At 58.4% G+C, this 24,047-nt stretch carries 23 protein-coding genes and 1 pseudogene; 11 read left to right on the top strand and 13 right to left on the bottom strand.

Annotated elements, in window-relative coordinates:
- Positions 1 to 4 precede the first annotated feature (4 nt).
- Positions 5 to 442, bottom strand: coding sequence for an Rrf2 family transcriptional regulator (locus ABWL43_RS11535; RefSeq protein WP_404487748.1), 438 nt, complete (start codon positions 440 to 442; stop codon positions 5 to 7).
- A 144-nt stretch (positions 443 to 586) separates the two neighbouring features.
- Here ABWL43_RS11535 and ABWL43_RS11540 point away from each other — a divergent pair, with 144 nt between their 5' ends.
- Together ABWL43_RS11540 and ABWL43_RS11545 are read left to right on the top strand one after the other, a co-directional pair.
- Positions 587 to 1,471: an NAD(P)/FAD-dependent oxidoreductase gene (locus ABWL43_RS11540; protein ID WP_369303366.1), complete on the top strand. Its 885-nt coding sequence runs from the start codon at positions 587 to 589 to the stop codon at positions 1,469 to 1,471.
- A 33-nt stretch (positions 1,472 to 1,504) separates the two neighbouring features.
- Positions 1,505 to 1,642 (top strand): annotated as a pseudogene (locus tag ABWL43_RS11545) (winged helix-turn-helix transcriptional regulator); the annotation flags it as partial.
- On the opposite strand, the gene ABWL43_RS11550 reads toward ABWL43_RS11545, so the two are convergent.
- Positions 1,639 to 2,226 (bottom strand): TetR/AcrR family transcriptional regulator, encoded by a 588-nt coding sequence (locus tag ABWL43_RS11550; protein WP_404487751.1) that lies wholly within the window; start codon positions 2,224 to 2,226, stop codon positions 1,639 to 1,641. The pseudogene ABWL43_RS11545 and the gene ABWL43_RS11550 sit on opposite strands and share 4 nt — an antisense overlap.
- Positions 2,227 to 2,458: 232 nt before the next feature.
- Between ABWL43_RS11550 and ABWL43_RS11555 the strand changes: the two genes are divergently transcribed.
- Complete coding sequence (locus tag ABWL43_RS11555) at positions 2,459 to 3,046, top strand: LysE family translocator (RefSeq protein ID WP_145165802.1); 588 nt, start codon at positions 2,459 to 2,461, stop codon at positions 3,044 to 3,046.
- Here the strand turns inward: ABWL43_RS11555 and ABWL43_RS11560 are convergent.
- Complete coding sequence (locus ABWL43_RS11560) at positions 2,988 to 3,881, bottom strand: helix-turn-helix domain-containing protein (protein WP_404487753.1); 894 nt, start codon at positions 3,879 to 3,881, stop codon at positions 2,988 to 2,990. The two genes, ABWL43_RS11555 and ABWL43_RS11560, sit on opposite strands and share 59 nt — an antisense overlap.
- 154 nt (positions 3,882 to 4,035) lie before the next feature.
- On the opposite strand from ABWL43_RS11560, the gene ABWL43_RS11565 reads away from it, so the two are divergent.
- On the top strand, positions 4,036 to 4,575 hold the full coding sequence (locus tag ABWL43_RS11565) for a GNAT family N-acetyltransferase (RefSeq protein ID WP_178119754.1): 540 nt from the start codon (positions 4,036 to 4,038) through the stop codon (positions 4,573 to 4,575).
- A gap of 256 nt (positions 4,576 to 4,831) precedes the next feature.
- Positions 4,832 to 5,074 carry a hypothetical protein gene (locus ABWL43_RS11570; protein ID WP_404487755.1) on the top strand — a complete coding sequence of 81 codons (243 nt, stop codon included), beginning with the start codon at positions 4,832 to 4,834 and terminating at the stop codon, positions 5,072 to 5,074.
- Here the strand turns inward: ABWL43_RS11570 and ABWL43_RS11575 are convergent.
- From ABWL43_RS11575 to ABWL43_RS11585, 3 genes are all read right to left on the bottom strand, one after another.
- Positions 5,061 to 5,486: a GNAT family N-acetyltransferase gene (locus ABWL43_RS11575; RefSeq protein ID WP_369303370.1), complete on the bottom strand. Its 426-nt coding sequence runs from the start codon at positions 5,484 to 5,486 to the stop codon at positions 5,061 to 5,063. The genes ABWL43_RS11570 and ABWL43_RS11575 overlap by 14 nt on opposite strands.
- 18 nt (positions 5,487 to 5,504) lie before the next feature.
- Positions 5,505 to 5,996 carry a GNAT family N-acetyltransferase gene (locus tag ABWL43_RS11580; protein WP_404487756.1) on the bottom strand — a complete coding sequence of 164 codons (492 nt, stop codon included), beginning with the start codon at positions 5,994 to 5,996 and terminating at the stop codon, positions 5,505 to 5,507.
- 276 nt (positions 5,997 to 6,272) lie between these two features.
- Positions 6,273 to 6,566, bottom strand: coding sequence for a fructose-bisphosphate aldolase (locus ABWL43_RS11585; protein ID WP_404487758.1), 294 nt, complete (start codon positions 6,564 to 6,566; stop codon positions 6,273 to 6,275).
- A gap of 742 nt (positions 6,567 to 7,308) precedes the next feature.
- On the opposite strand from ABWL43_RS11585, the gene ABWL43_RS11590 reads away from it, so the two are divergent.
- Positions 7,309 to 10,140 (top strand): TrlF family AAA-like ATPase, encoded by a 2,832-nt coding sequence (locus ABWL43_RS11590; protein ID WP_404487759.1) that lies wholly within the window; start codon positions 7,309 to 7,311, stop codon positions 10,138 to 10,140.
- A 645-nt stretch (positions 10,141 to 10,785) separates the two neighbouring features.
- Here the strand turns inward: ABWL43_RS11590 and ABWL43_RS11595 are convergent.
- Positions 10,786 to 11,634 carry a hypothetical protein gene (locus ABWL43_RS11595; protein WP_404487761.1) on the bottom strand — a complete coding sequence of 283 codons (849 nt, stop codon included), beginning with the start codon at positions 11,632 to 11,634 and terminating at the stop codon, positions 10,786 to 10,788.
- A 654-nt stretch (positions 11,635 to 12,288) separates the two neighbouring features.
- On the opposite strand from ABWL43_RS11595, the gene ABWL43_RS11600 reads away from it, so the two are divergent.
- The 3 genes from ABWL43_RS11600 to ABWL43_RS11610 all read left to right on the top strand — a co-directional run bounded on the left by ABWL43_RS11600 (position 12,289) and on the right by ABWL43_RS11610 (position 14,353).
- Positions 12,289 to 12,984, top strand: coding sequence for a hypothetical protein (locus ABWL43_RS11600; RefSeq protein ID WP_404487763.1), 696 nt, complete (start codon positions 12,289 to 12,291; stop codon positions 12,982 to 12,984).
- 17 nt (positions 12,985 to 13,001) lie between these two features.
- Positions 13,002 to 13,625, top strand: coding sequence for an SMI1/KNR4 family protein (locus ABWL43_RS11605; protein WP_404487766.1), 624 nt, complete (start codon positions 13,002 to 13,004; stop codon positions 13,623 to 13,625).
- A 323-nt stretch (positions 13,626 to 13,948) separates the two neighbouring features.
- Positions 13,949 to 14,353, top strand: coding sequence for a DUF6896 domain-containing protein (locus ABWL43_RS11610; protein ID WP_404487768.1), 405 nt, complete (start codon positions 13,949 to 13,951; stop codon positions 14,351 to 14,353).
- 169 nt (positions 14,354 to 14,522) lie between these two features.
- On the opposite strand, the gene ABWL43_RS11615 is transcribed toward ABWL43_RS11610, so the two are convergent.
- The 3 genes from ABWL43_RS11615 to ABWL43_RS11625 all read right to left on the bottom strand — a co-directional run bounded on the left by ABWL43_RS11615 (position 14,523) and on the right by ABWL43_RS11625 (position 18,182).
- Positions 14,523 to 14,900: a response regulator gene (locus tag ABWL43_RS11615; protein ID WP_145165790.1), complete on the bottom strand. Its 378-nt coding sequence runs from the start codon at positions 14,898 to 14,900 to the stop codon at positions 14,523 to 14,525.
- Between the two features lie 23 nt (positions 14,901 to 14,923).
- Entirely contained in the window at positions 14,924 to 16,363 is a 1,440-nt protein-coding gene (locus ABWL43_RS11620; RefSeq protein WP_262209092.1) for an ATPase domain-containing protein, read from the bottom strand.
- A gap of 403 nt (positions 16,364 to 16,766) precedes the next feature.
- Complete coding sequence (locus ABWL43_RS11625) at positions 16,767 to 18,182, bottom strand: purine-cytosine permease family protein (protein WP_404487770.1); 1,416 nt, start codon at positions 18,180 to 18,182, stop codon at positions 16,767 to 16,769.
- Positions 18,183 to 18,432: 250 nt separating this feature from the next.
- Here ABWL43_RS11625 and ABWL43_RS11630 point away from each other — a divergent pair, with 250 nt between their 5' ends.
- A complete protein-coding gene (locus tag ABWL43_RS11630) occupies positions 18,433 to 19,344 on the top strand; it encodes a LysR substrate-binding domain-containing protein (protein ID WP_106580173.1) in 912 nt (303 codons plus the stop codon).
- Here the strand turns inward: ABWL43_RS11630 and ABWL43_RS11635 are convergent.
- The 3 genes from ABWL43_RS11635 to ABWL43_RS11645 are packed head-to-tail and all read right to left on the bottom strand — an operon-like array spanning position 19,341 to position 22,592.
- Positions 19,341 to 20,270 (bottom strand): PfkB family carbohydrate kinase, encoded by a 930-nt coding sequence (locus ABWL43_RS11635; RefSeq protein ID WP_404487772.1) that lies wholly within the window; start codon positions 20,268 to 20,270, stop codon positions 19,341 to 19,343. The genes ABWL43_RS11630 and ABWL43_RS11635 overlap by 4 nt on opposite strands.
- Positions 20,260 to 21,246, bottom strand: coding sequence for a dihydrodipicolinate synthase family protein (locus ABWL43_RS11640; RefSeq protein WP_404487774.1), 987 nt, complete (start codon positions 21,244 to 21,246; stop codon positions 20,260 to 20,262). The genes ABWL43_RS11635 and ABWL43_RS11640 overlap by 11 nt, the downstream gene beginning before the upstream one ends.
- Before the next feature lie 23 nt (positions 21,247 to 21,269).
- Entirely contained in the window at positions 21,270 to 22,592 is a 1,323-nt protein-coding gene (locus ABWL43_RS11645) for an MFS transporter (RefSeq protein WP_404487776.1), read from the bottom strand.
- Between the two features lie 305 nt (positions 22,593 to 22,897).
- Here ABWL43_RS11645 and ABWL43_RS11650 point away from each other — a divergent pair, with 305 nt between their 5' ends.
- On the top strand, positions 22,898 to 23,977 hold the full coding sequence (locus ABWL43_RS11650; protein WP_404487777.1) for a LacI family DNA-binding transcriptional regulator: 1,080 nt from the start codon (positions 22,898 to 22,900) through the stop codon (positions 23,975 to 23,977).
- Positions 23,978 to 24,047: the final 70 nt, after the last annotated feature.

The following is a 24,047-nucleotide window of genomic DNA, read 5'->3' on the forward strand; positions in this document are numbered from 1 at the left end:
GCGCTCAGGGCGCCATTGCGACGCGGTAGCGCTGGTCAAAATCATCCGCCAACTGCGCCAGCGTTACATCGCCCAAGCGCGCCATCAATAGCGCCTGCGCCTGGTCGAACGCGTCCGTCAGGCCGGCGTTTACGGCCTGTTCCACCAGGCACTGCGGGTGGTCGGTGGACAGGCCAATGGCGAATATCGACGGCGTGCCCAGCGCGTTGTGAATATCCAGCAAGGTGATGTCGCTCAAGGGTTTGCCCAGCGTCCAACCGCCCTGATGGCCTTTTTCCGAGCGCACATAGCCCTTTTCCTTGAGCAACCCCAAGGTGCGTCGCACCACCACCGGGTTGGTGCCGAGCATCTGCGCGATGGTTTCCGAGGTGGCGCGCTCTTCATGGCGGCCCATATGGATCAGCACATGCAGCATGCGCGAGAGGCGGGTGTCGTTTCTCATCAAATAATCCCCAGTCGAGTCGGCGCAAAGTATCGTTCGTAACCTGAAAAGTTGCGAGATGCTTGACGCGGGATTTTTACGTAACTTATGGTGTGTCGTGAAAGCGCACGGATAACCCTGTGCGCAACACACGAGGTCACGTTCATGGTGCACGACGTCATTATTGTGGGCGGCAGCTATGCAGGCCTGTCCGCGGGCCTGCAATTGGCGCGGGCGCGGCGCAAGGTGTTGATGATCGATGCCGGTCAGCGGCGCAATCGGTTTGCCGCCACCTCCCACGGTTTTCTCGGTCAGGACGGCCAGTCACCCGATGTCATCGCAGCCGAGGGCCGCAGCCAACTGATGGAATACCCGACGGTAACCTGGGTGCAGGACAGCGTGTTGACGGCCGTCGCGCAGCAGGGCGGTTTCAGTGTGCGCACCCAGTGCAATGGCGAGTTCAAGGCCAAACGCCTGATCCTCGCCACCGGCGTGGTCGACGAGCTACCCACGCTCGAAGGCCTGCAGGAACGCTGGGGCACACGCGTGTTTCATTGCCCTTACTGCCACGGTTATGAACTCGATCAAGGCCGCATCGGCGTATTGGCCACCTCGGCATTGGCGATGCATCACGCGCTGATGTTGCCGGATTGGGGCGCCACCACCTTGTTCACCAATGGCGTATTCACCCCGGATGCCGAGCAACAGGCGCAGCTGGATCGACGTGGCGTGATGGTGGAGCGCGCACAGGTTGCGCGCATCAGCGGCGAACGCGCCGATGTGGAACTGGCAGACGGGCGGGTCATTGCGCTGGACGGCCTGTTCACCCAGTCGCGCACCCGAATCAGCCCGTTAGCCGAGCACCTGGCCTGCGAGTTGGTCGACGGCCCGACCGGGGCTTATGTGCACACCAACGACATGCGCCAGACCTCGGTGGCCGGCGTCTTCGCCTGTGGTGATGTCGCCCTGGCGGGCGGCTCTGTGGCGCTGGCGGTGGGCGAGGGCGTACGCGCCGGCGTCGGCGCGCACTTTTCGTTGATCAACGGGTGAGGTAGGCCGCGCTGTCGGTGGACAGCGGCGCACAGTGAATATCAACTGACCGACAAAGGCCGCGCGCTGATGCCGGTGCTCGTCACGTTGGCCCAATGGGGCGGGGCGCACACCGAGCCTGAGCATGACGGTACGCTGGGCGTTGACGACATCGTCGCGCAGGTGAGCTAGGCGGGTTGGCCATCCACCAGTTGCTGGAACAGGGGCGTCAGCAAGTCGATCAACACCTGCGGGTCGGCCTTGACCAGCGGCGACAACTCGAGCATCTGGCGCATCACCTGAACGCCTGACACCAGCGCCAGCATCAACGCTGCGCGCTCCTGGTGATGCGCGCCCTTGAGCGCGGCGGCCAGGGTTGCCTGGTGGCCATTTTCCAGGTGCTCGCGGCCAATCATGGCGGCGCGTTTGCTCGATGCCGACTGCAGCATGATCAGGAAACCTTCCAGCGGCGTGCTGCCGGCTTCGGTGATGCTGACCAGCGCGGTCGCCAGGGTACGACCGAAGTTTGCCGAGCTCAGGGTGCCTTGTGTCAGGGGGAACGGGCTGGCCAACGCCTGGGCGATCACTTCAGCGAACAGCTGCTCCTTGGAGGCGAAGTAGCGGTTGACGAGCATCACGGTGACCCGCGCGCCGGCGGCGATTTCGCCCAGCCCGGTGCCATCGTAGCCGGATAGGGCAAACGCTTTGCGCGCAGACAACACAATGGCTTCGCGGGTGACGGCGGCATCGCGCCGGCGGGGAATGGGGTTGGGCATTAGCGTCCTGATGGCGGGTCATTGTGGGCGCGCATTCCGCGCGCGCCGACAGGGTACAGGGTCTATTTGCTGTCGAGGAAGCCCAACAGTGAGGCATTGCACAACTCCGGGCCCTTCAGCGCGGGTAATGGATCAATGCATCCAAGGCTCAGGGGCATTTTGTTCAATACCGCGTTCAGTGGGTCGTTTACCGTGGTGCCATCTTCGCTTGGTATAACAAAAAGGAACTGCAATGAGCTTGATCCTCTCCATGGCCGCCTTCGCCCTGGCCACCTCCATTACACCGGGCCCCGTCAATGTGGTCGCGCTCAGCTCCGGCGCGCGCTTCGGCTTTGCCGCCAGCCAGAAACATGTGTTCGGCGCCGCCGTCGGCTTCACCCTGCTGCTGGTGCTGATCGGCCTGGGCCTGCATGAAGTGCTGGTGCGCTGGCCGATCCTGACCCAGTTGATCCAGTGGGGCGGTGTCGCGTTTTTGCTGTACATGGCCTGGAAGTTGGCGGTGGACGATGGCCGGCTCGACGCCGACGGCACCGCCACCGCGCCGTCGATGCTTTACGGCGCGATCATGCAATGGCTCAACCCCAAAGCCTGGCTGGCCTGTGTGGCAGGGATGGGGTTGTTTGTGGCGGACGGCGACGCGGGCCAAGTGTGGCTGTTTGCGGCGCTCTACCTGGTGATCTGCTACCTGTCGGTGGCGTGCTGGGCATACGCCGGGACGTTCTTGCGACGCTACCTGAGCAACCCGCAAGGCGTACGCCTGTTCAACCGCTCAATGGCCGCGTTGCTGGTGGCCAGTGTGGGTTATTTGCTGATGGCTTGAGCAAGTCGCGGTACTGCCCCGGCGTAGCAGCGAAATGCTGTTTGAACGCGCGCTGAAAATGCGCCTGGTCGGCAAACCCTGCCGCCAGCGCCACGTCAGCGATCAGCTCGCCGTTGCGCAATTGCGTCCGGGCAAACTGGATACGCCGGTTGACCAGAAAGGCATGCGGCGTCAGCCCGTAATACTGTTTGAACGCACGGATCAGATACGACGGCGACAGCTTGGCCGCCAGGCAAATCTCTTCGAGCTTCAACGCCTCGGTGCAGTGCGCGCGGATGTACTCGGCGGCGCGCTCCAGCTTGTGGTTGACCTCTCGCACCGGCGTCAACGAAGGGTTCAAACGCTGTTGCACCTCAGTAAAAAAACTCACCAGCGCGCTCTGTTTTTGCAGCAGTTCGGCGTGCTCATCCAACAGCATTGCGTACAGCTCGATCAAACCGTTGAACAGCACCGGATCGCGGGTGTGGGGCGTGTTGAATGGCCGATAACCCTGATCGGTACTGAAACCCAGCTGGTATTGCAGGTCGGTCAGCCAAGGCGTGTCGAGGTAAATCATGTGATACGACCAAGGCTGGTCGTAGATCGGATTGCACGCATGCACATCGCCGGGGTTCATCAACACCACCGTGCCGGCGCTGATCTCAAACGTCTGCGCGCCGTAGTGGTAATAACTGCGCCCGGTGGTGATTGCACCGATGGAAAAATGCTCGTGGGCGTGACGGGTATAAGTGACCTTGCGTCCGTCGGCGATGGTCCGCGCTTCGATGAACGGCAGACGCTCATCACGCCAGAAGCGCGGCGCTTGCGCGGGGTCAGCAGAGGTGTTCAGCGACATGGCGGTGGCTCCATCCCTTGAGGAACGAAGGGCGATCATTACACAGACCGCCAGGGCCGTCAGCCTGGAAGTCCCATTGGCGTATGGAATACGCCGGCCAAGGTCCATTTATGCTAAAACCCTGCTCACGCCGTTTTCAGCCGTAGAGCCGCACATGACATCGTCTTCGCCCATCCAGATTCGCGCTGCCAGCCCCCAGGATGCCTTATGCATCGGCGTGCTGGGCATGCAGGTATTTCTCGACACCTACGCGACCGAAGGCATTCGCAGCGCCATCGCCACCGAAGCGCTGCAAGCCTTTGCGCCGGCTACCATCTCGCGGCTGATGACCGAACCCGGCTGCGCCCTGGTGGTGGCAGAAACCAACGGCCACCTCGTCGGTTTTGCTCAAGTCAAACTGCGCGCCGAGCACGCGATGCTCCCGTCGTCCAACGTTGCCGAGCTACAACGCCTGTACATCCAGGAGCGCTTTACCGGCCGGGGTATCGGCTATCAACTGCTGCAAGCGGCCGAGCAACACGCGGCGCTGGCCGGGGCTTCACTGCTGTGGGCCACGGTGTGGGTCGGCAATGAACGGGCACTGGGTTTTTACCCGCGGCGCGGCTACGAACTGCTGGGCTCGCCGACCTATACATTCCAGGGGGAAACCCACGAGAACCGGTTATTTGGTAAAGCCCTGAGCGCCGGCGGGTGAGTGATGAGCGAGGCTGAAGCCGCCTTGGGTATTACCGTCGCCTACCTCAGGGGCGCCCTGGACATCGGCGTTATCGATGTGGCCGCGGTCATTCAATGGGCGGATGCGACATTGGCGACACTGCAGCACCCTCCGTATGCGCTGATAGAACTTGCGCTCATGACCAGGTCGAGTCGCGAGGCGGTCATGGGCCAGCTCCTGCAAGTCGCCGCGCCGGCCATGACCGAAGACGAAATGCTGCCTTATGTGCTGTCGGTTGCGCACAGCCGACTTCTCCGCGACCCCGCCTTCGGGCGACCTGGCCGAGGGCATCTATCGCCTATGGGGCCGGTCAGGTTACGACTTACCCGGCACCCTGCAGGCGTGCGGGTATTTTGATGATGCGTACAGCCTGGCGGATAGCGGGGTGCATGGGCATGCCGAAGCCATCGACCGCGAGCTACTCGAATTTACGCAACACTTTGCCGGCCTCGACTGGCAAGCCATCAAAGCGCCTTAGACAAAAACACCCGGCTGCTGCCCGCAGGCATGCACGGTACCTCGCCAAACCGCACCCATCCTTGCTTCTGGTAAAACGCCGGTGCCTGAAAACTGAGGGTGTACAGCACCGCGCTCAAGCAACCCCGGCGCCGGGCTTCGTCTTCAAAGGCTTGCAGCAATTGGCTGCCCAGGCCCGAGCCGCGCAGGGCATCGGGCAAGTGGAACAGGTCGAGGAAGGCCATGCCCAGAGAGGTTTTGCCGGTGATGCCGCCGAGGATCTGCCGGGTGTCCGGATCTCTGACCAGCACCGTCAGTGGCTGGCGGTCGTTGGCTCCGGTGATGGCTTCATTGAACGCGGCGAGACCGTTGCCGAGCAGGCGCTCGGCGTCGGGGTTGGGTTGGTCGCTGATTTCAATACGCAAAGCAGTCATCACCGCAAACTCCCTTGGTTAGAGCGCCATCACCATCTCATGCCACGCCATCCCGCCATGGTCAGAAGGCGAAGGCTGCACATAGCTGTAACCCATGCGCGTGTACAACGGCACATGCTGCTCCTTGCACATCAAGTGAATCGTCTGCTTGCCCATGGCCTGCATGCGCTGCACAAACTCGGTCATCAAGAGCTTGGAGTAGCCCTTGCCCTGCTGCGCCGGGTCAACCACCACCGACATGATCACCACATTCGGCGCCTCGGCCGAATGCCCCACCAACTCCTTGAACGCCTCGTCCGACATCACCACCTGATGGGCGCAGCCAGAGTTGATAAACCCCACCACCTCACCATCCGCTTCCAGAATCAAAAAGCCTTCGGGGTACTGCGCAATGCGCGTAGCGATTTTCTCCAGGGTCGCGGCCTCATCGCCTTCGTAAGCGCTGATTTCGATTTCAAAGCAGCGCGCGGCATCGGCGGGGAGGGCGTTACGGAAGGTGAGGGCGGGCATGGGTATTTCCTGGGACGTTAAGCGAAAGGCAACATCATAAAGAAACATCAAGGGCCTGACACGGATTGTGGCGAGCGGGCTTGCCCCGCGTTGGGCTGCGAAGCAGCCCCAGTCAAAACAAACGCGGTACGCCAGGCAAATTGAGGGACTGGTTTCGGGGCTGCTGCGCAACCCAACGCGGGGCAAGCCCGCTCACCACAAAAAAAGGTGGGCTTGAACCGACCGCCGAAAACCAGAAAACCCGCCGAAGCGGGTTTTCTCACAACTCACCTTTCATCAAGCCACAGCAGGCACATCAAACCCGCGCTTCTCAATCACCGAAAACACATCTGCCACATCCTGCACCATGATCCTGGCGGTATTGGCGACGGTATTGATGTCGTGCTCGGCATAGTCGGACACATTGGAGCAGGCCATCAGGTGCAGGTAGGCGAGGGCGGCGTTGAGTCGTTCGCTGGCGCAAGCGTGGAGCTCGCTGAGCGGGGCGTCGCTGTCGATGAGGAGGACAGGGTATTCGGTTGCGGTCTGGGACATGGGGGTGAAGCGGCGGGGCGGGTGTTGAGGAGTCATAAGGTTCGATTCTATTTGGGTAAAAAGAACTGCCACCTTGCTGCTGCGAAACAGTCTGGGTGGCAACTGTGCGCGGGTTCGCAGACCAGGAAGAATCACCCCCGGCAGACCCGAAGGTCTCCCACGCACAGCCGCCATAAACAAGACGCAGGCGGGCTCCGCCTGAGGGTCTGATGACTGTGCAGGTTGATTCTATTTAGGTAGGGCTGCGAAACCCGATCGCTGACCGAGGTCGGCGACGGGGCGAACTATAAGGTGCTGTTGGCCAGGGTGCAACCGAGAGGATGTAACACACCTCGAGCCATCAATTTCATCCATCCATCATTTAGGAGATCTTGGCTGGATCACGAACGTGCTCATCCATTTGTGTTCTATTTGGCCCGTCGTTTTCTTCGAAGTTTGTCAGCAAGATTGCGCACATTATTGGCGGAACTGGCTGGTTGACTCCTAGCACAATCGGGCGCAAATAGCCGAGGAATCGTCGGGCGTTAACGGCCGCAAACGGCCAAAAGCGGACAGTCTCGTCGGGACTAGACTGGTATCCCTGACGCTCGAAAGCATCTATGAAACTCGAGGCGATTCGAAATTCACATAACTCTCTCATTTCGAGAGCTTCCTCAACCTCCCTTGATCACTAGCCGAATGGGGCCATTGAGCGATATTGTTGGCACAGTGCCACCCATGAATGGACCTGAGCGCCATTGCGTAACAAGCCGGTAAGGATGGCCAACAAGGAGAGAATATGAGTCAGGCTTGGCCATACGCTGGCGCCCGCTGGTGGAAATTCGATTTTCACACTCACACCCCGGCATCAAAGGATACGAATGCTTGGCAAGCCGCGATTGGTACCGCCGATGAGTTGACGCCGCAAAAATGGTTGCTCAAGTACATGGCTGCTGAGATCGACTGTGTGGCTGTCACCGATCACAATAGCGGTGAATGGGTGGATGCGCTCAAGGCCGCTTACTTGGACATGAAGCGTGAAGCAAATGCCGGGAGTCCACCTGAGGGATTTCGCGAACTCCATTTATTCCCTGGCGTTGAGATTTCTGTTCAGGGCGGCTTCCACTTGCTCGCCATTTTCGACCCATCTGCCTCCAGCCAAACCGTCAGTGATTTGCTGGCGAAAGTGCATTACGCGGGAACGCGTGGGGATAGCGACGGTGTGACACGTGAAGGCGCTGCCAAGGTGATCGAGCATGTCATTGCCGAGGGCGGATTAGCGATTCCTGCTCATGTGGAGGGTGACAAGGGCTTACTGCAGGTTGAGCAGGGAACCCGAAAATGTTTGCTCGATACGAACACCGTTAAGCAAGTTCTACAGGAACCGGGCATTTTGGCCCTGGAGTGGACCTTAGGAAGCAGCTCATCTCCCATAGTGCTTGAAGAACTGAAGCTTCGCTTCGCCAGTGTGGTTGGTAGTGATTGCCACAGTTTCAAGGGGACGGCGGTTCCTGGCTCGCGCTTCACCTGGCTCAAAATGGCCAAACCCAACATGGAAGGTCTGCGCCTCGCGCTATTGGACGGGCAAGAGGTCTCAGTACGCCGTAGCGACCAAAGCGATGGCTTTGCACCATTCACTACCCCCGATCACTTCATCGAATCGATTGAAATTCGAAATGCACGCTACATGGGGCGCGGAAAAAATAGTGCATCTCTCCCCCTCAATCCATATTTCAATGCGCTGATCGGTGGTCGAGGAACAGGGAAATCAACCATCGTGCACGCCCTTCGCTTGGCTTATCGGAGGGAAAGGGAACTACCGCAGGCTTCCGAGGCTGGACAGACCTTTAATAAATTCAACGCTGTCCCGAAGACCAAAAACGACAACGGCGGCTTACTCGACGACACAGAGGTCCGTGTGCAAGTTCTTCGCAATGGCTCGCCCTATCGCCTTACCTGGCGAAGGGATGACACCGAAAACAGTGTGGAAGAATGGGACATCCTATCAACTGATTTCATGCCCTCCGACAGCCAGGTCATCAATGAGCAGCGCTTTCCTGTAAGGCTGTTTAGTCAGGGGCAAATTGCTGCCTTGGCCGGCGATAGTCAGCAGGCTTTGCTGAAGGTGATCGATGATGCCGCTGACACGCGACCGCAGAGAAACGCACTTGAAGACGCAAAAAGCGCATTTCTGGCTTCCCGCGCAAGGATGCGCGAAATGGAAGGGAAGTTATCAGCTCTCGAATCCTTAACGCTCGCATTGCAAGACATAAAGCGAAAACTTGAACGGTTCGAAGGCTACGATCACACGGTTGTGTTGAAAAACTACCAACGCACCAGCCAACAGAATCGGGAGCTAGAACGTCAATTTCAGGCGGCGACCAAGCTTGTTACAGAACTGGAAAATGTCGCTGCCATTTTGCAGCCTGAGGACCTGCAAGTAGGGCTATTTGATGCCGATGATGACAGTCCGGCTCTGGCCTCCATTCAGGCCTTGAACGCGGTTATCGGCAAAGTAAGACAGGACATCGAGGCTTCCGCTGCCGAGTTGGCAATGTTTGGGCAAACGCTGAAAACAGACCTTGAGTCATCGCCTTGGTTTACCCGAATCGCAACTGCTAGAGAAGCCTACCACCGGCTAAAGGAGAGTCTTCAGCAGCAGGGGGTCAACGATCCCAGCGAGTACGGCCGCTTGGTTCAAGAAGCTCAGCGACTGGATACCGAGTTGAGGAACTTGAACGCGTTGAAGTCGCAACATGCTGAGCTGCGCAACACTGCGATTTCACAGCTGGAGCAAATCCAGGTGGCACGCCGAGCAATCAGTCATCGACGCAGCGAATTCCTCCAGGCCACCCTAAATGACAACCTCTACGTAAGAATTGAGCTCGTTCCCTATAGCCGCGATACGCGGGGGATCGAGCGATCATTGCGCGAAGCGCTGGGTGTGGGAGACGGCAAATACGCGGATGACTTGTATCAGGAGCAGGAGGGTTCGACTCCTAAGGGGCTCATAGCAGATCTCATGTTGGCAGACGAGTTGCTCGGGGACACGCCCAGTTTCGAAGAGTTGCTGAAGACTTTGAGGACGAGGTTATCCCAAGCCTGCCGTGGCAAACCAGAATTTGGGAGCTGGTTCAATAAATTTTTGAAAAGTGAAACGGACAGACGACCTGAATACATGGACCACCTGCTGTGCTGGTTCCCTGAGGATGGTCTACAGGTTGAATATAGTCGCAAAGGCAACGGACGAGACTTCCAATCTATCGGTCAGGCCTCTGCGGGTCAGCGCGCAGCTGCCATGCTGGCTTTTTTGCTGGCGCATGGAGGTGAACCTTTGGTGCTCGACCAGCCCGAGGATGACCTGGACAACCATCTTATCTATGGACTGGTCGTTCAGCAGATCCGCTCTAACAAGCAGCGCCGCCAGCTAATCATCGTCACTCATAACCCCAACATCGTAGTAAATGGAGATGCCGAGCTGATTCATGTGCTGGATTTTAACAACCAGTGTCATGTGAAGCAGACTGGCTCACTACAGGAGCAGGACATGCGGAAAGAGGTTTGCCAAGTGATGGAGGGAGGTTCGGAGGCGTTTGAGCGCCGCTACCAGCGTTTGGGAGGGGAATTCTGATTAGGGGCTTAGGCGCCTACGTAAAGTGTTGATGGTCAGAAAAAATTGACCCCATGGTGCGCAATATAGATTCAGGGATATGCCCGAGATTTGGGGCTAGAGAATGCTGTGACGTAGTCGACGACGAGTGTTAGCTCTGGCAACAGGTCATACGGTCGAGATATTTGGAAGTCTTAGTATTGAATTGATAATCATGTTAGGGAAGACATTAAATAGTAAGTATAAAACGAGACTTTCACCCTTTATGTCAAGGTGGATATTTTTCTGAACATCATAAAGTTGATCCCAGAGAAGAGCTTGTTGTCGCCTTTCATGCGGTTGCCGAAATGGTTTTAGTCTTGTGGATATCTGAGAACAAGCCATAAGTAAGTCGTACATTCGCCTTAGCCTTAGCGCTTATGACGATTCGTTTGCTGTCTATTGCCGAATAGTGGCGCACTGCTTAGCCCTTATATGACTCCCAGCATCCCCTAGCAAACGTTTACGACAACTTGAGGTTGGCCATCTCCATGGGCTAGTGAACTGTCCTCCACCAAGGACAGCTATGAGTCGACTGCAGCCATGCGCGACAGCCAGCAATCGGTCAAAACCGGCAATTCAGGTTAATAAAATCATTTCACTCTTTTTAGTTGTGCTCTTCAAGAACTACTTTTTGACTCCGTTATCGTAATATTGAAACGTTAATTTTGAGGCAAACGCATGTTCTTTTAGCCTCGGAAACCTCCACTCACGCAACAGTCTTCGTGCGTTACGATTATAAAAAAAAGAGTAATGCGCTAAAATTTTTCGCTCGCTTGGGTACATAGAGTCAGTCAATAGACTCGAGAAAGATCGCTTCAACGGCTCTGGTATGTCTGCACTATTGATAAGGCGTAAGGCACGAATGGCGCGATTATTAAATCCAATACAGATATCGTTATTTAGCACACCACTCACCACCCCTTTAACTGCTTTGTATTGTGCGCGCGGTGATAGTTTGCTATGAGCGATACTGTTCGCACTAATCAGCCTTGATATCTTATCCCCCTCTGTAATGCCGGTATCAGCATCTGCCTGCCTGTAATGAATCTCACAATACGCTTCCAACCTTTCCAAGATTTGAAAGAAGGTCCCCTCAAATTTTTCTCGTTCAATAAATCTCATTTGACGCTCTAGGAAGTCAGCAGTTTTTCTTGCTTCAGCTGTCTGGATCATTGTGGTTCTCAGCAATACCAGAAGTGCGATAAAGCTTAAGATTGGATTGGTAAGCCCGCCAACAAAATCACCAACCTGTCCAATATTGTTATCAATGATAAAATCCTGATCAAAAAGTAGAAAAAAAACAAAGCATATCAATAAGGCGAAAGCGGCTGCCCACCAAGCTACTAACGTTGAATCAAACGGCATCAATTGTTTCTTGTCTTTTTGTTTGTCTCGAGATAGAAGGTAAAAATAAAGTCCAAGCCCCGATACGCCAACAAGGCTAAAGATTAGTCCGATTAGAAGTACAATCATATTGGTCGACTCTCTCTAAGTTTAACCCTGAACAATACTTAATTTTAAATCAAGTAGTCTGTAAGCGTTTTCGTCCTAAACTTTTGGTTTATTCAGATACGCTAACTGTTGTCAAATAGGCAGTTAACGATAATCACGACCGCGTCAATGCGCGAAGCCAGAGGTGATGTAAGGATGATACTGCAAGCGTCGCACGAGACTCCATTCAAATAAACCGATCACAATCCCAGAAGTCGTTATACCGGCTACTTTTCAACGTTCAGGCGCTAGTACTCTATGCTAAAGGGTTGCTGTGGGTTGTGAAAATGCATTTATGAGCGTCTGCTTTTGGCCGCAAGCTGCCAATCGCGAACGGCAGCCATCGCCAAAACCGAACCTTGCCCCACTTGCTAAGAGAACGGGATCAGTAGTCAGCCCCTAGCAACCACTGGCTTTCAATTCAACATGCCTATGGCCCCGCCCAAGGTGCTGATTATCCTATCGATGACCCGGGACGGTCTCATGGCCAACTAACGCCGACCGAATCCGATGCCCGAACACGCTCAACTCGGCCAGGCGTGCTCACAAACTGCACAGGCATCCACTCGCTCACACTGCTAATCTGCGGCCTTTATGCTTGTCACGTGAGTCGCAAAAAGGACGGTCTACATCGCCATGGACATTCAACTTATCAAGCAACGCCTGGCCCGCCCTGCGGTGAAGTTCGTTGCTGGCGGCTTTCGTCCCTCTGGCACCGATGAAGAAAGCTGGCTGGGCAATGTCTTTCTGTTTCGACCTGATGAAGGCGTGCCGACCAATCAGGCGGGGCAGCCATTGCTTCCCTATGCGCAATTTTTTCTGCCCGCCATGCCCTTCAGCAGCCCCCTGCTGGAAGGGGTTCGTGTGCTGACGGTGTTTATGTCTAATCCGCTTCCCGAGCCCTTTGAGCCGATGGGGAACAACTGGGTTATCCGCGAATATGCGGCGGATGATGTGTTGGTTCGCAAGGCGCTGCGGGTGGACGGTTCATTTCTCAAACCCTTCCCACTCAACGCGCAAGCGGTGCCGGAGGACTTTCCACTGTGGGATGGCGGCGGTGTGCCGGCCGACCTTGAGCAAGCCATACTTACGCTGGTACGCGCGGGCGAGGTACCCAGCTATTACGACCTGGTCACTCACACCTACGAACACAAGATCGGCGGTTACCCCTCGTTCTGCCAGCCGGGTGTTGACCCGGGTGAAGGCTTCGAGTTTGTGTTCCAGATTTCGTCAGACGCGAAGATCAATCTGAACGTCGTTCACAGCGGGAGCCTGATGTTCTGGAAGCACATCGAAACCGGTGAATGGGCACTTTATTATGATTTTTACTAAGGTTTTGCGAGCTCTCGATGACTGACTACCGTGGATTGATTCTTGACGACACCCGCGAAGGCGCCTCCGAGCAGGCCATCTCGCACCTGGAGGCGCTGCTCGGTGCGCGCCTGCCGGACGATTACCGGCAGTTTCTCAAGGTGTGCAACGGCGGCACCGTGGATTACGACGTGCTGGCCACTATGAGTAATGGTGATAAGGAGTTGCTGAGCTTTTCGCTGTATGGGCTGCAGCCCGGCGAAGGCTATGAATCCAACCCTTATGAACTGGAGCAACTGCGCAAACAACCTGGCTTCCCGGCTACGGGGGTGTTGCCTATCGGCCGCGATGGCGGTGCGAGCCTGTTGCTGCTTGACCTGCGCGAGGGCCGTCAGGACGTGGGCGCGATGGTCGCGGGTTTACCCGCATGGACGGGGCGCCGCCAGCAAGGCGATGAGTACGTGGTGTTGGCGGACGGCTTCAATGCCTACCTGGACATGCTGCACCTGTCGCAGGAACGGATTGCCGAGCATATCAATCACTTTGTCATCAGCGCGGATACGATCGAGGCGACATTGGCGTGGCTGGATCAAGGCAGCCCGGGTTGGCGCGAGCGCTATCGGGACGTCTGGAATGCACGGGTTGTAGACAGGCCGATCTGATACAAGCGTGCGGGCGCTTTGAATCCTCTATCAAGGCGTTGCGCATGGGGCTTCTTGAAGAAAGTTTTTCAGCGCGGCCTGATGATTGCCGGTATCGAACGGGGCAAATGGAAGTGCTGTGATGGGTGAAAATGCTCGTCGAGCTTATTGAACAGGTTTATTACCTGCAGATGCCCTGATGGTTGATGAGTGTGAAGTCAAACTTGAACAGTTCGGGCGCGGTTCACACCCGTGAACACACGGGGTTGCTATCGAGCGCCAACACTACCGAACGGGCCAACTATTTTTCTGACCATCACGGGCATCTATAACAGTGAGACGGTATGAATAATCAACTCGCCATTTTGATCAGCGACTACCAGGCAAGTGTCGGCGTCGCGGTGGCCATGATGCAGCGGTCTGGCATCCCGCTGCCCGCGACGAATATGGATTGGGTGGTAAATAACATTGCTCAGCACGGCGAGCTTGAAGGCGGCGTTCGTTACTTCAAGCACGGCTACGGCTGCGCGGTCAGCCTCCCCACGGGCACGGTGGACTTCGACTTCGGGGCCCACGGTGAGATCGATGGTTTCGACGTGTGGCGACTTGCTGATTTTGCCGGCGACAAGTTGTCGGCGTACGGTTTTGCTGATGAGGATGCACTCAAAACGTGCTTTGACGCAGAGGTGGCGGCCGGTGCTCTTATGTATTGCGGGTACATCCTTTACTACTTGGTGGATGCCACCTGACAACTCATGTCGACACAGTCCATTTTAAGTTCTCAGACAAAGCGCCGCAGACTCCACCTGGCCTGCCGCGGGTCGTTCTACGCCGCTTATAACCTTGCAGTGCGATGGTCGGCTTCAGTTAAAGGCAACTGGGCGGGCAAATGCGTTCAATGCCCACCCACGTCATGCCTCAGAGAACGACTGATTGATCAGAGGACAACAGCTTCCTGACTTCGGCAATGATCAAATCGATATTGAAGGGCTTTGGCAACACAACATCAAACAAGTCCGATCGCTGCATGCCAATGTGCGCCTGAGCGCCGCTCATCAAAATGATCGGTAAATGATTAGCTGAAGGAAGGGCGCGGACAGCGGTGGCGAACTCCTGGCCGTCCATCACCGGCATCATGAAGTCGGTAATGATTAGGGCAGGGCGTTCTCTGTCCAGCACCTCAAGTGCTTTTCGGCCGTTGCTGGCCGTTACCACCATGAACCCCTCATCCTCCAGCGCGAAGCTGAGAATATCAGCGATCAAATACTCGTCGTCGACGACCAGAATGGTGGTCATGTTAGTTCAACCCACTCGAAAGCTTAAGAAATTGAACCAGGTGATGACTCAGTGATAACTGAAGGTTCATGTCTTGAAGCCTTTCTCAGAAAAACATTTTGATCTTGGATGACGACCTCAAATCGCGAGGGGTCATAAGCGCTATCTCGTACCTTAAGAATGGATAACGTCCTGCTTAGTTCAGCCCGATTCTCAGAGAACCGCATCAGCATCAGGTTATCGACGATGCTGGACAGGTCAGAGCTCGGTGCGCTGATCTCGGAGCCAAACAGATCGCGCATTTCCCAGGATGCAAATACCGTCACGCCCCTGGACCGCAGCTCGTTCATCAGGGCGCTGAAGAAGTCAGTAATCCGCGCCGGATTTGTCGAGACTCGCGTCATGCCACTGAGGCTATCGATGAACAGGCGCTTGATGCCCTTTTCCTCAACGATGCTCAGCAGTCGTGCGCCCAGCCCATCCAGCAGGCCTTCGGTGGTTGGCTGCCAGGCAATGCTCAGCGCGCCGCTGTCTTCCATGGCTTTGATATCGATACCCAGTGACTGGCCCTTGAGCCGCAACCGTTGTGGGCTCTCGTAGAAGCCAAAATGCAGCCCTGGCATATCCACCGTCGACTCGGACAGAAACTTCAGGCCCAGCGTCGTTTTACCAATCCCGGAGGGCCCTATGACAAGAGACACACTGGAACTGTAAAGGCCTCCGCCCAAGATGCCATCGAGTGAATCAACGCCACTGGCGATGCGCGTCATGTCGGCGCTGTCGGGGGCGGACGGGTGGCTGTAAAGACTTTCGAGGCGGGGATAAACCACCAAGCCATGCTCGGTAATTTCGCACTCATGAAGACCGGTCATTGCTCCGCTGCCACGGGTCTTACGCAGGTGGATACGACGCGCCGAGCGAGTGCCATACAGCTCTTCGCCCATCTCGATGACGCCATCCACCATGGTGTGCTCAGGGCTTCCGTCATCAAGTCGGGAGCTGGTCAGAAACAGCACCGTGCAACCGGCGAAGGCGGCGTGCCCTTGCAATTCTGAAATGAATTTTTTGGTGTCTATGGGCGAGTCGGCTTTAGAGCGCGCGTTGAGCAGCCCGTCTACTACCATCACCGTGGCTTTCTGGCGGCTTATCTCACGCCGAAGCAGCTTGACGACTTCATCCAGACCGTCGTTTTCCAGCGTGTCGAAGGCGCTGACAAATTGAATTTCGGCACCGACTTTAGATGAATCAAAAAAGCTCAACGTAGAAAGAAATTGAAAAAGACGGTCATGTGACTCTGCCAGCAGCGTGGCGACCAGAACCCGGCCCCCATTGTTCGCGTGATGGAACCCAAGCTGATTGGCAAGGATCGTTTTTCCAGACCCTGGGCGTCCTTGAATAATATATGAAGCACCCTCGACCAATCCGCCCTTGAGCAGAGCATCGAGCCCTTCTATTCCGCTTTGAAGGCGTTTTAGCTTTTCCACAATGCGACCCTGATCCGAAAAACAATCTGTTTAAACCAAGCTGATGGAGGGAATGCTACTCCATTTCGGCTCGGGAGCCATTAGGGTTAAATGGAAAGTTGTCGCGCCAGTCGCCGTTGTTATGTCGAAAGAACCCCTCACGAGTGGCAACTTATGGCCCAAAGCAGACTAAGCAGCGCGCTCCGTTTCAGCGGCGTTGCCAGACTGAACCACCCATCGGATCGAACTAAGGTCATCGTTGGCCACCACCCCTCAACGGGCTAATCAAACGCCACGCAAGCGCGCTTGCACAGCCTTCATTCCTGCAACCCCAGCCCAAACGAAAAAACCATCCATACCGCAGCCGCAAAGCCACGATAGGGATGGTCCATTCAGTGCTCTAAAAATACTTCAGCCTGTTACCTCAAACCCCACCCACCAACTTGCCCCCCTCCATGCGTCGCTTATACGCACTGTCGCGACTCGCCAACCAAAAATACAACGGCGAGGTCACCACCAACCCCACCACCCAGGACAAATCTGCGCCATTGATGTGTGCGGAAATCGGCCCTACATACAGCGGCGTATTCATAAACGGAATCTGCACTGCAATCCCGATGGCATACGCCAGCAGCGCCTGTGGGTTGTACTTGCCGTAAATCCCGCCATCCACGCGGAAGATCGAGGCGATGTCGTACTTGCCTTTGTGAATCGCATAGAAGTCGATCAGGTTGATCGCCGTCCACGGCACCAGTACCACCAGCAACACCAGCACCATGTCGACAAAGTGGCCGATGAAGTCTTTGGAGGCGAACACCGCCGCCATCGCGCAGGCAGCGAGCACGAGAATCGAGATCACCGCACGGCTTTTGGCGGTAGGAATCCAGCGATACGCAAAGGTCTGCACCAAGGTGATGATCGACAGCACCGCGCCGTAGAGGTTAAGAGCGTTGTGGCTGATCACGCTGAGCAAAAACAGCACCAGCATCAGTGGGCCGATGGCGCCGGTGGCGAGTTTGACGGCGTCCATGGTGTCCATGCCAACCGGGGTGGCGAGCACGGCGACGGCGCCGAAGATGAAGGCCAGGCTGGAGCCAAGGGCCGAGCCCAGGTAGGTGGTCCAGAAGGTGGACGCCACGGGGACGTCGGCCGGCAGGTAGCGGGAGTAATCCGACACGTAGGGTGCGAAGGCGATTTGCCAAAGCGCCGCGAGGGACAAGGTGGCCAGCCAGCCGGAAATGTTGAAGCTGCCACGGCTCAGAAAGTCCGTGGTTTGCACGTGGGTGAAGATGTAGCCGAAGCCCAGCACGATGCCGGCGCCGAGCACCCAGGTGCCGATGCGGTTGAGTATGTGGATGAAGCGGTAGCCGATGATGCCGATGATCCCGGAACCGATGGCGCCGATGACGATGCCGACCGGCACGGGCACGCTGTCGACCACGCCGTGCAGGGATTTACCGGCCAGCACGATGTTGGAGGCGAAGAAGCCGATGTACATGACGCCGGCGATCACCACCACCAGCAGCGCGCCGAGGGAGCCGAACTGGGCGCGGCTCTGGATCATTTGCGGGATGCCCATCTGCGGGCCTTGGGCTGAGTGCAACGCCATCAGTACGCCGCCGACCAGGTGGCCGACGAGAATGGCGACGATGCCCCACACCAGGTTCAAGTGAAACAGTTGCACACCCAACGCGCCGGTGACGATGGGCAACGGCGCGATGTTGCCGCCGAACCACAGGGTGAACAGGTCTCTTACCTTTCCATGGCGATCTTCCGGGGGCACGTATCCAATCGTGTGTTTTTCGATAAGCGGGGCGCAGGATGTTGCAGTGGTAACCATGACGAGCTCCAAGGCAAGGTGAGTACGTTGACGTACTTCGCTGTGCGACGCGTGGGCGACGCTTTGTTGTTGGAGTGATCATCTGCAATGGGCGCAGGGAGGTAAATTAGTAAGTTTGTTGCTATAGACCTTAAAAAAAGTATCTCGCCGGATTTTTTGCTCGGGTATGTTGCAGGGGCTTGAAGCAGTACAAAAAAGCCGATTTTCGCGCACTTGTTTGGGGCGAAGTCCCACGTTTCTGGAGGTCCCGATGGCTGCCTATAACCTGCGCCAGCTCAGATATTTTGTGACCACGGCCGAGTGCGGCAGCGTCGCCGAGGCCTCGCGCAAGCTGTATATCGCGCAGCCGTCGGTCTCCACCGCGATCAAGCAGCTGGAAGACAGCTTTGGCGTGCAGTTGTTTATTCGCCATCACGCCCAGGGTGTTTCACTCACGCCCAGCGGCGCGCGGTTTTATCGCAAGGCGCTGGAGCTGCTGCGGGTCGCGCATGAGTTCGAGCAAAACGCCTTGGCCGACAATGATGTGGTGGCGGGGCAGATCGATATCGGCTGCTTTGAAACGGTGGCGCCGTTGTACCTGCCGCGTTTGATCGCGGGCTTCAAGGCGCGCTGGCCCGGGGTGGAAATCCGTATTCGTGATGGCGAGCAGCAAGAGCTGGTGCAGGCCCTGACGGCGGGCAGTATCGATGTAGCGATGCTGTTCGAGCATGACCTGGGCGGCACGATTGAAACCACGCCGCTGATGCCGCCGCAACAGCCGTATGCCTTGCTGCCGGCGGATCACCGTTTTGCGCAGCAGGCCAGGGTATCGCTGGCGGACCTGGTGCTGGAGCCCATGATCTTGCTGGATGTGCTGCCCAGCCGTACCTACTTCGTGAGCATCTTTGAAGAGCGCGGGCTGACGCCCAATATCGTGTTCAGCTCGCCGTCGATCGAGATGGTGCGGGGCATGGTGGGCAGGGGGTTCGGATTTTCGATTCTGGTGACCAAACCCTTTACCGAATACACCTACGATGGCCAGAAGGTGGTGTGTGTGCCGTTGGCGGAGACGGTGACCGGCTCAGGGTTATCGGCAGTCTGGCTGCGTCGCGCGCCGCTGACCAAGCCGGTGCAACTGTTCGTCGACTACTGCCGCGAAGAGCTCGCGCGGCTGCTGGGTTAGCACGGCGACGTTTCTGCGCCCAGGCGCGCCACCAGTTGCGCCAGGGTCGGCGCGCCTCGGTGCCCGCCAAACACTTCGCACTTGATCGCGGCGGCGACGCTCGCGGCGCGCACGCGCTCGGCCAGCGTCCAGCCGTGCGCCAGGCCGTACGCATAGGTGCCATGCCAGACATCCCCGGCGTTGAGCGTGTCGATTGCGCGAATGTGGGGTGTCGTGAAGTGCTGCACCGCAGTGCTCGACCCTTCGCGCTGCCAGATCAGCGAGCCGCGTTCGCCCAGGGTGACGCCGATCACCTTGGCCTCGCAGCGCGACGCCAGGGCCAATAACGCCTCTTCGGGCGGAACGTTGCCAGCCAGCAACTGCAAGGCCGGCTCGGAAAACAGCACATGATCTGCCAGGGGGATCAGCGCGTTAAGGTCTTCCACGGCGGCGACGTCGGCATCCAGCAGGGTCGGCACGCCCAGCCGCCGGGCGGCGCTGAACGCTGCGTGAGCCCCTTGCAGCCAGCGCATGTCGGCCATTACCGCCGCCGCGCCGGCGATGTCCTCAAGTGGCAGCCAGGCGGCGTCGGCTTCCAGTGCGGGGTCGATGAACGGCACGACGAGCCGCTCGCCGTCACGGTCCACCAGGATGGTCGAGAACGGCGTGCGCCCGCCAGGCACCTGGCGAATCCATGCGGTGCAGACGCCGGACTGGCTCAGGTCCTCGATGAGCATCGTGCCGGTGGCGTCGTCGCCGATACGCGCCCACAGGGCAACCGGGCCACCCAGGCGCGCGATGCTGACCGCGGCGGCGGTGGCCATGCCTGACGCGGCCTGGACCGCCTGGCGGGGGAGAATCTTGGTGCCGCGCGACGGGATGTGATCGACGCTGAAAATGGTGTCCCACAGGGCGCAACCCACGCAGATGACACGGTTATCCGCCATGGCGCGGTTCTCCCGGCAGTCTCGCCTGCGGGGTATCGAGCGCGCGGATTCGGGCGCGAAAGTGTTCGGTGCCCGCGACGATTTTATCGAGCACGGCGTCCAGGGCCCAATGGCGTTCGCGCACGTCGTAGTCGATCACTCGGCAACGTATGGATGCAAAGGTGCCGATCCGCTGGTGGTAGATTTTTGCCAGGGCTGGGTAGCCCATGCCTTCTGTGGTGGCCGCCAGCACCAGAAAGGTCGCGAGCTCGTCAGCCAGTGACGGGTGTTGTGCGCCATGCAGGCGCAGCCATCGATACAGGTCGGGGTGGAAGTTGGTAAACACACCATTGAAGCCCGCGGCCCCGGCTTGCATGGCGTCCCAGGCGATCGCCGCATTGGCGTTGAGAATGCGCAGCGACGAGCCCTGCGCCAAGGCAACGCGCCGCTTGACCACTTGCAGGTCGCAGCTCACGTCCTTGAGCATGATGAAGCGCTGGCTGTCGATGCAGGCCTGCAGTTCCTCGTCACTGAGCAAGCGCCGGTAGGGTGCCGGGCACTCGTAGAGGCCCAGGGGCACGTCAGCGGGCAGGCGTTCGAGCAGGGTGTGCAGGTTATCGAGAAACACCTTGCTGCCCTGGCGTTGCGGGTCGAGGTGGTTGGTCACCAGCACCACTGCGTCGGCGCCACTGGCGGCCATCGCATTAAGCTCGTGCACCTGGGTGTCGAGGCAGTCGCTGATATGACCGGACACCGCCACCGGCACTCGCCCGGCCACTCGCTCAACCACATGCCGGGCAAGTTGCGTGCGCTCGTCGAGGCTGAGCCATTGCATCTCACTGGACTGCGCCACGGCGAACAACGCGTCGCAACCAAGGCCCAGGTACCACTCGATCAAGCGGTCGACGCCGGGGAAGTCGATGTGGCCAGTCTCGTCAAAGGGCGTGAGCATCACCGGCACGATGCCTTCGATGACAGGTTGGGCAGGGCGGGGCATAGAGGCGTCCTCTGGATGAATGTTCATGGGTGAGCCGCCACGGCGGTGACCGCGCAGGCTGGCGGGGTATCGGGGATGGGGTGGCGTACCAGGAACAGGTACGACAGGGCGCCGATCATGGCGATGGCGGCGCCGGTCAGCAGTGCGGGCACGAACGACCAGGTCTGGGCGATATAGCCGGTCATGATCGGCGCGAGTGCGCCGCCCAGGAAGCCACCGAAGTTCTGGATCGCCCCCAGTGAAGCCACGCGATTGGCTGGCGCGACGGCGGTGGCCAAAGACCAGGCGCACGCCGAGGACGCGTTGGCCAAAAAGATCACCACGCAAATGCAGGCCACGGCGATGACATTGCTCTCCACCAGCGCGGCCGGGATGGTGAAGATCACCATGCCCACCATCGCGACGACCATCGCGTTGCGGCGTCCCAGCACCGCCGTCTCGCTGCGTCGGGTGATGCGGTCGGACACCCAGCCGGCGACCAGCGCGCCGATAAACCCGCAGAGGAACGGAATGGCAGCGGCCACGCCGCTCATCTCCAGGCTCATGTGCCGGGCGCTGCGCAGGTAGCCGGGCAGCCAGGTCAGGTAGACCCAGTTCAAGTACACCGAGCCCATGAAGCCGAGCATCATGCCCCAGGTTGTCGCGTGGCAGAACAGTGCGCGCCAGTCAGCAAACGTGACTTTGGGGGTGGTGACGTGGGGTTCATCGCTGTACAGGTAGCGACGTTCCTCTTCGGTGAGCGTGTCCTTGACCGGGTCGCGATAGACCACCAGCCACACCACGGCGACCAACAGCCCGGCGGCGCCGGTGAGGTAGAACGCCCAGCGCCAGTCGAGTGCCGCGATCAGCGCCGAAAGGCACAGCGGGGCCAGCGCGATACCCAGCGGCGAGGCTGAGTTGAAGATGCCGGTGGGCGTGCCGCGTGAGCGCAGTGGAAACCAGTTGCTCACCACCCGCGCGGCAGACGGGAATTGCGGCGACTCGCCGATCCCCAGCAGCACGCGGGCGAGCAAGAACCAGCCGAAGCTCGACATCAGGCCACCAGCCGCCTGGGCCAGGGACCACAGCACCAGGCCGCCGCCCAGCAACCAGCGTGGCCCGACGCGGTCAACCAGGGCGCCGACGGGCAGTTGGCAAAGCGCATAGCTCCAGGAAAAAGCCGAGAGCAGGATGCCCATTTCGCCCAGCGACAGATCAAGGTCGGCGCGCACAAATTCATTGGCAACGGCCAGCGTGCCGCGGTCCAGGTAGTTGATGATGCCGCTGAGCACCAGCAGGCTGAGGGCGAGGGTTTGCTGGCGCCGAATGCGCGGTGGCGCAACCGGGTGTGCAGGTGTCTGACTCATGATGGATGTCTCTTTTTATTGTTTTTGACAGCGTGCGCTGACCCGGCACGTTGGCCCGGCTTCCCGGCTGACGTGGCAGCACATGGCATTATGTAATCGTTTGTCATCCTGACAAAAATCGTCCCTGGGCCCTCGAATCGTTAACGCAGAGTGCCCAATATAAACACCGATGTTTAAAATGTTTATTTTTTGTCTAGCGCTTACATCCTAGATTTTCAGTTTGCTGGCTGTCAACGATTCATTGACTGTGCCGAGGTGCCCGCTTAGGTTGTGCGTAACGCTTACTTTTTGACATGAAGCCACCTATGCCCGCTGCAACCACCACGCCCCGCGACACGCCTCATGCGCACAGTACCCAGGAACCGGTGCTCGCCGATGTCGCCCGGATCGCCAATGTGTCCACCGCAACCGTTTCGCGCTATTTGAATGAGCCGCAACGTGTCAGTGAGAAAACCCGCGCCAAGGTACGCGCGGCCATCGATCAACTGGACTGGGTGCCCAACGCGGCGGCGCGTTCGTTGGTTTCCAGGCGCTCGTACACCATCGGCGTGATCGTGCCGACCCTGGAGCACGAGAAATTTCACCAGCAGTTGCAGGCGTTCCAGAACCGTTTGGGCGCTCAGGGGCTGGCGGTGTTTGTCGCCTGCTCGGCGTATGACCCGGGCGAAGGTTATCGTCAGGCCAGAGGCATGCTGGCGCGCGGCGTCGATGCGCTGGCACTGCTTGGGGATGATTACCCCGATGCGTTATTTGATCAGTTGGATGCCAAAGGCACGCCGTATGTGGTCACCTTTGGCAAGCGCGCCGGTGCGCGGCATCCCTGCGCCGGGTTTGACCATGGGCAGGCCTACGCAATGATTACCCGGCGCCTGCTGGCGCTGGGGCATCAGCGGTTTGGCATCATTTTCCAGTCGGTCACCGACAACGGCCGCATCCAGGCCCGGCTGCAGGCCGTGCACGCCACCCTGGCCGAGCAAGGGCTGGCCCTGCGGCCTCAGCATCAGGCCATTCGCGCCCAGAGCCTGAACGAGGGGCGCGTCGCGTTTGCCCGCGCCAGCCTTCAACACATCATGAGCCAACAACCGGCGCCCACCGCGATCATTTGCGGCAACGACATGCTTGCCATCGGCGCATTGCTGGAAGCCCAGGCGCTGGGCATTGCGGTGCCCGGTCAATTGTCCATTTGCGGGTTCGACGACATCGAGATCGCGGCCCACAGTCGGCCTGCCTTGACCACCGTTCAGGTGCCCGACCGGCAGATCGGCGAAATGGCCGCGCAGTACCTGATTGATCGTCTTGCCGGGCTTGCCTGTGAGGCGCCGCCGATGCTTGAAGTACAACTCATTGAGCGCGAGTCGACGGGCGCAGCGCCACGCCAGGATTGAACACACCCTTGAAGGTGAGAGGGGACTTGCTCCCCCTCACCGTTGAGGTGCGGGTTTGACAGCCTGGCGG

This window comes from Pseudomonas sp. HT11 (genome assembly GCF_044875395.1).
Taxonomy (GTDB): domain Bacteria; phylum Pseudomonadota; class Gammaproteobacteria; order Pseudomonadales; family Pseudomonadaceae; genus Aquipseudomonas.

Excerpts from the sequence above, each read along its gene's own strand:
- ABWL43_RS11535 (WP_404487748.1), bottom strand. The coding sequence starts at position 442 with ATGAGAAACGACACCCGCCTCTCGCGCATGCTGCATGTGCTGATCCAT.
- ABWL43_RS11635 (WP_404487772.1), bottom strand. The coding sequence starts at position 20,270 with ATGGCGGATAACCGTGTCATCTGCGTGGGTTGCGCCCTGTGGGACACC.
- ABWL43_RS11560 (WP_404487753.1), bottom strand. The coding sequence starts at position 3,881 with ATGTCGCTGAACACCTCTGCTGACCCCGCGCAAGCGCCGCGCTTCTGG.
- ABWL43_RS11595 (WP_404487761.1), bottom strand. The coding sequence starts at position 11,634 with ATGATTGTACTTCTAATCGGACTAATCTTTAGCCTTGTTGGCGTATCG.
- ABWL43_RS11650 (WP_404487777.1), top strand. The coding sequence starts at position 22,898 with ATGCCCGCTGCAACCACCACGCCCCGCGACACGCCTCATGCGCACAGT.
- ABWL43_RS11590 (WP_404487759.1), top strand. The coding sequence starts at position 7,309 with ATGAGTCAGGCTTGGCCATACGCTGGCGCCCGCTGGTGGAAATTCGAT.
- ABWL43_RS11605 (WP_404487766.1), top strand. The coding sequence starts at position 13,002 with ATGACTGACTACCGTGGATTGATTCTTGACGACACCCGCGAAGGCGCC.
- ABWL43_RS11555 (WP_145165802.1), top strand. The coding sequence starts at position 2,459 with ATGAGCTTGATCCTCTCCATGGCCGCCTTCGCCCTGGCCACCTCCATT.
- ABWL43_RS11585 (WP_404487758.1), bottom strand. The coding sequence starts at position 6,566 with ATGACTCCTCAACACCCGCCCCGCCGCTTCACCCCCATGTCCCAGACC.
- ABWL43_RS11615 (WP_145165790.1), bottom strand. The coding sequence starts at position 14,900 with ATGACCACCATTCTGGTCGTCGACGACGAGTATTTGATCGCTGATATT.
- ABWL43_RS11630 (WP_106580173.1), top strand. The coding sequence starts at position 18,433 with ATGGCTGCCTATAACCTGCGCCAGCTCAGATATTTTGTGACCACGGCC.
- ABWL43_RS11600 (WP_404487763.1), top strand. The coding sequence starts at position 12,289 with ATGGACATTCAACTTATCAAGCAACGCCTGGCCCGCCCTGCGGTGAAG.
- ABWL43_RS11640 (WP_404487774.1), bottom strand. The coding sequence starts at position 21,246 with ATGCCCCGCCCTGCCCAACCTGTCATCGAAGGCATCGTGCCGGTGATG.
- ABWL43_RS11575 (WP_369303370.1), bottom strand. The coding sequence starts at position 5,486 with ATGACTGCTTTGCGTATTGAAATCAGCGACCAACCCAACCCCGACGCC.
- ABWL43_RS11550 (WP_404487751.1), bottom strand. The coding sequence starts at position 2,226 with ATGCCCAACCCCATTCCCCGCCGGCGCGATGCCGCCGTCACCCGCGAA.
- ABWL43_RS11610 (WP_404487768.1), top strand. The coding sequence starts at position 13,949 with ATGAATAATCAACTCGCCATTTTGATCAGCGACTACCAGGCAAGTGTC.
- ABWL43_RS11540 (WP_369303366.1), top strand. The coding sequence starts at position 587 with ATGGTGCACGACGTCATTATTGTGGGCGGCAGCTATGCAGGCCTGTCC.
- ABWL43_RS11565 (WP_178119754.1), top strand. The coding sequence starts at position 4,036 with ATGACATCGTCTTCGCCCATCCAGATTCGCGCTGCCAGCCCCCAGGAT.
- ABWL43_RS11625 (WP_404487770.1), bottom strand. The coding sequence starts at position 18,182 with ATGGTTACCACTGCAACATCCTGCGCCCCGCTTATCGAAAAACACACG.
- ABWL43_RS11580 (WP_404487756.1), bottom strand. The coding sequence starts at position 5,996 with ATGCCCGCCCTCACCTTCCGTAACGCCCTCCCCGCCGATGCCGCGCGC.
- ABWL43_RS11645 (WP_404487776.1), bottom strand. The coding sequence starts at position 22,592 with ATGAGTCAGACACCTGCACACCCGGTTGCGCCACCGCGCATTCGGCGC.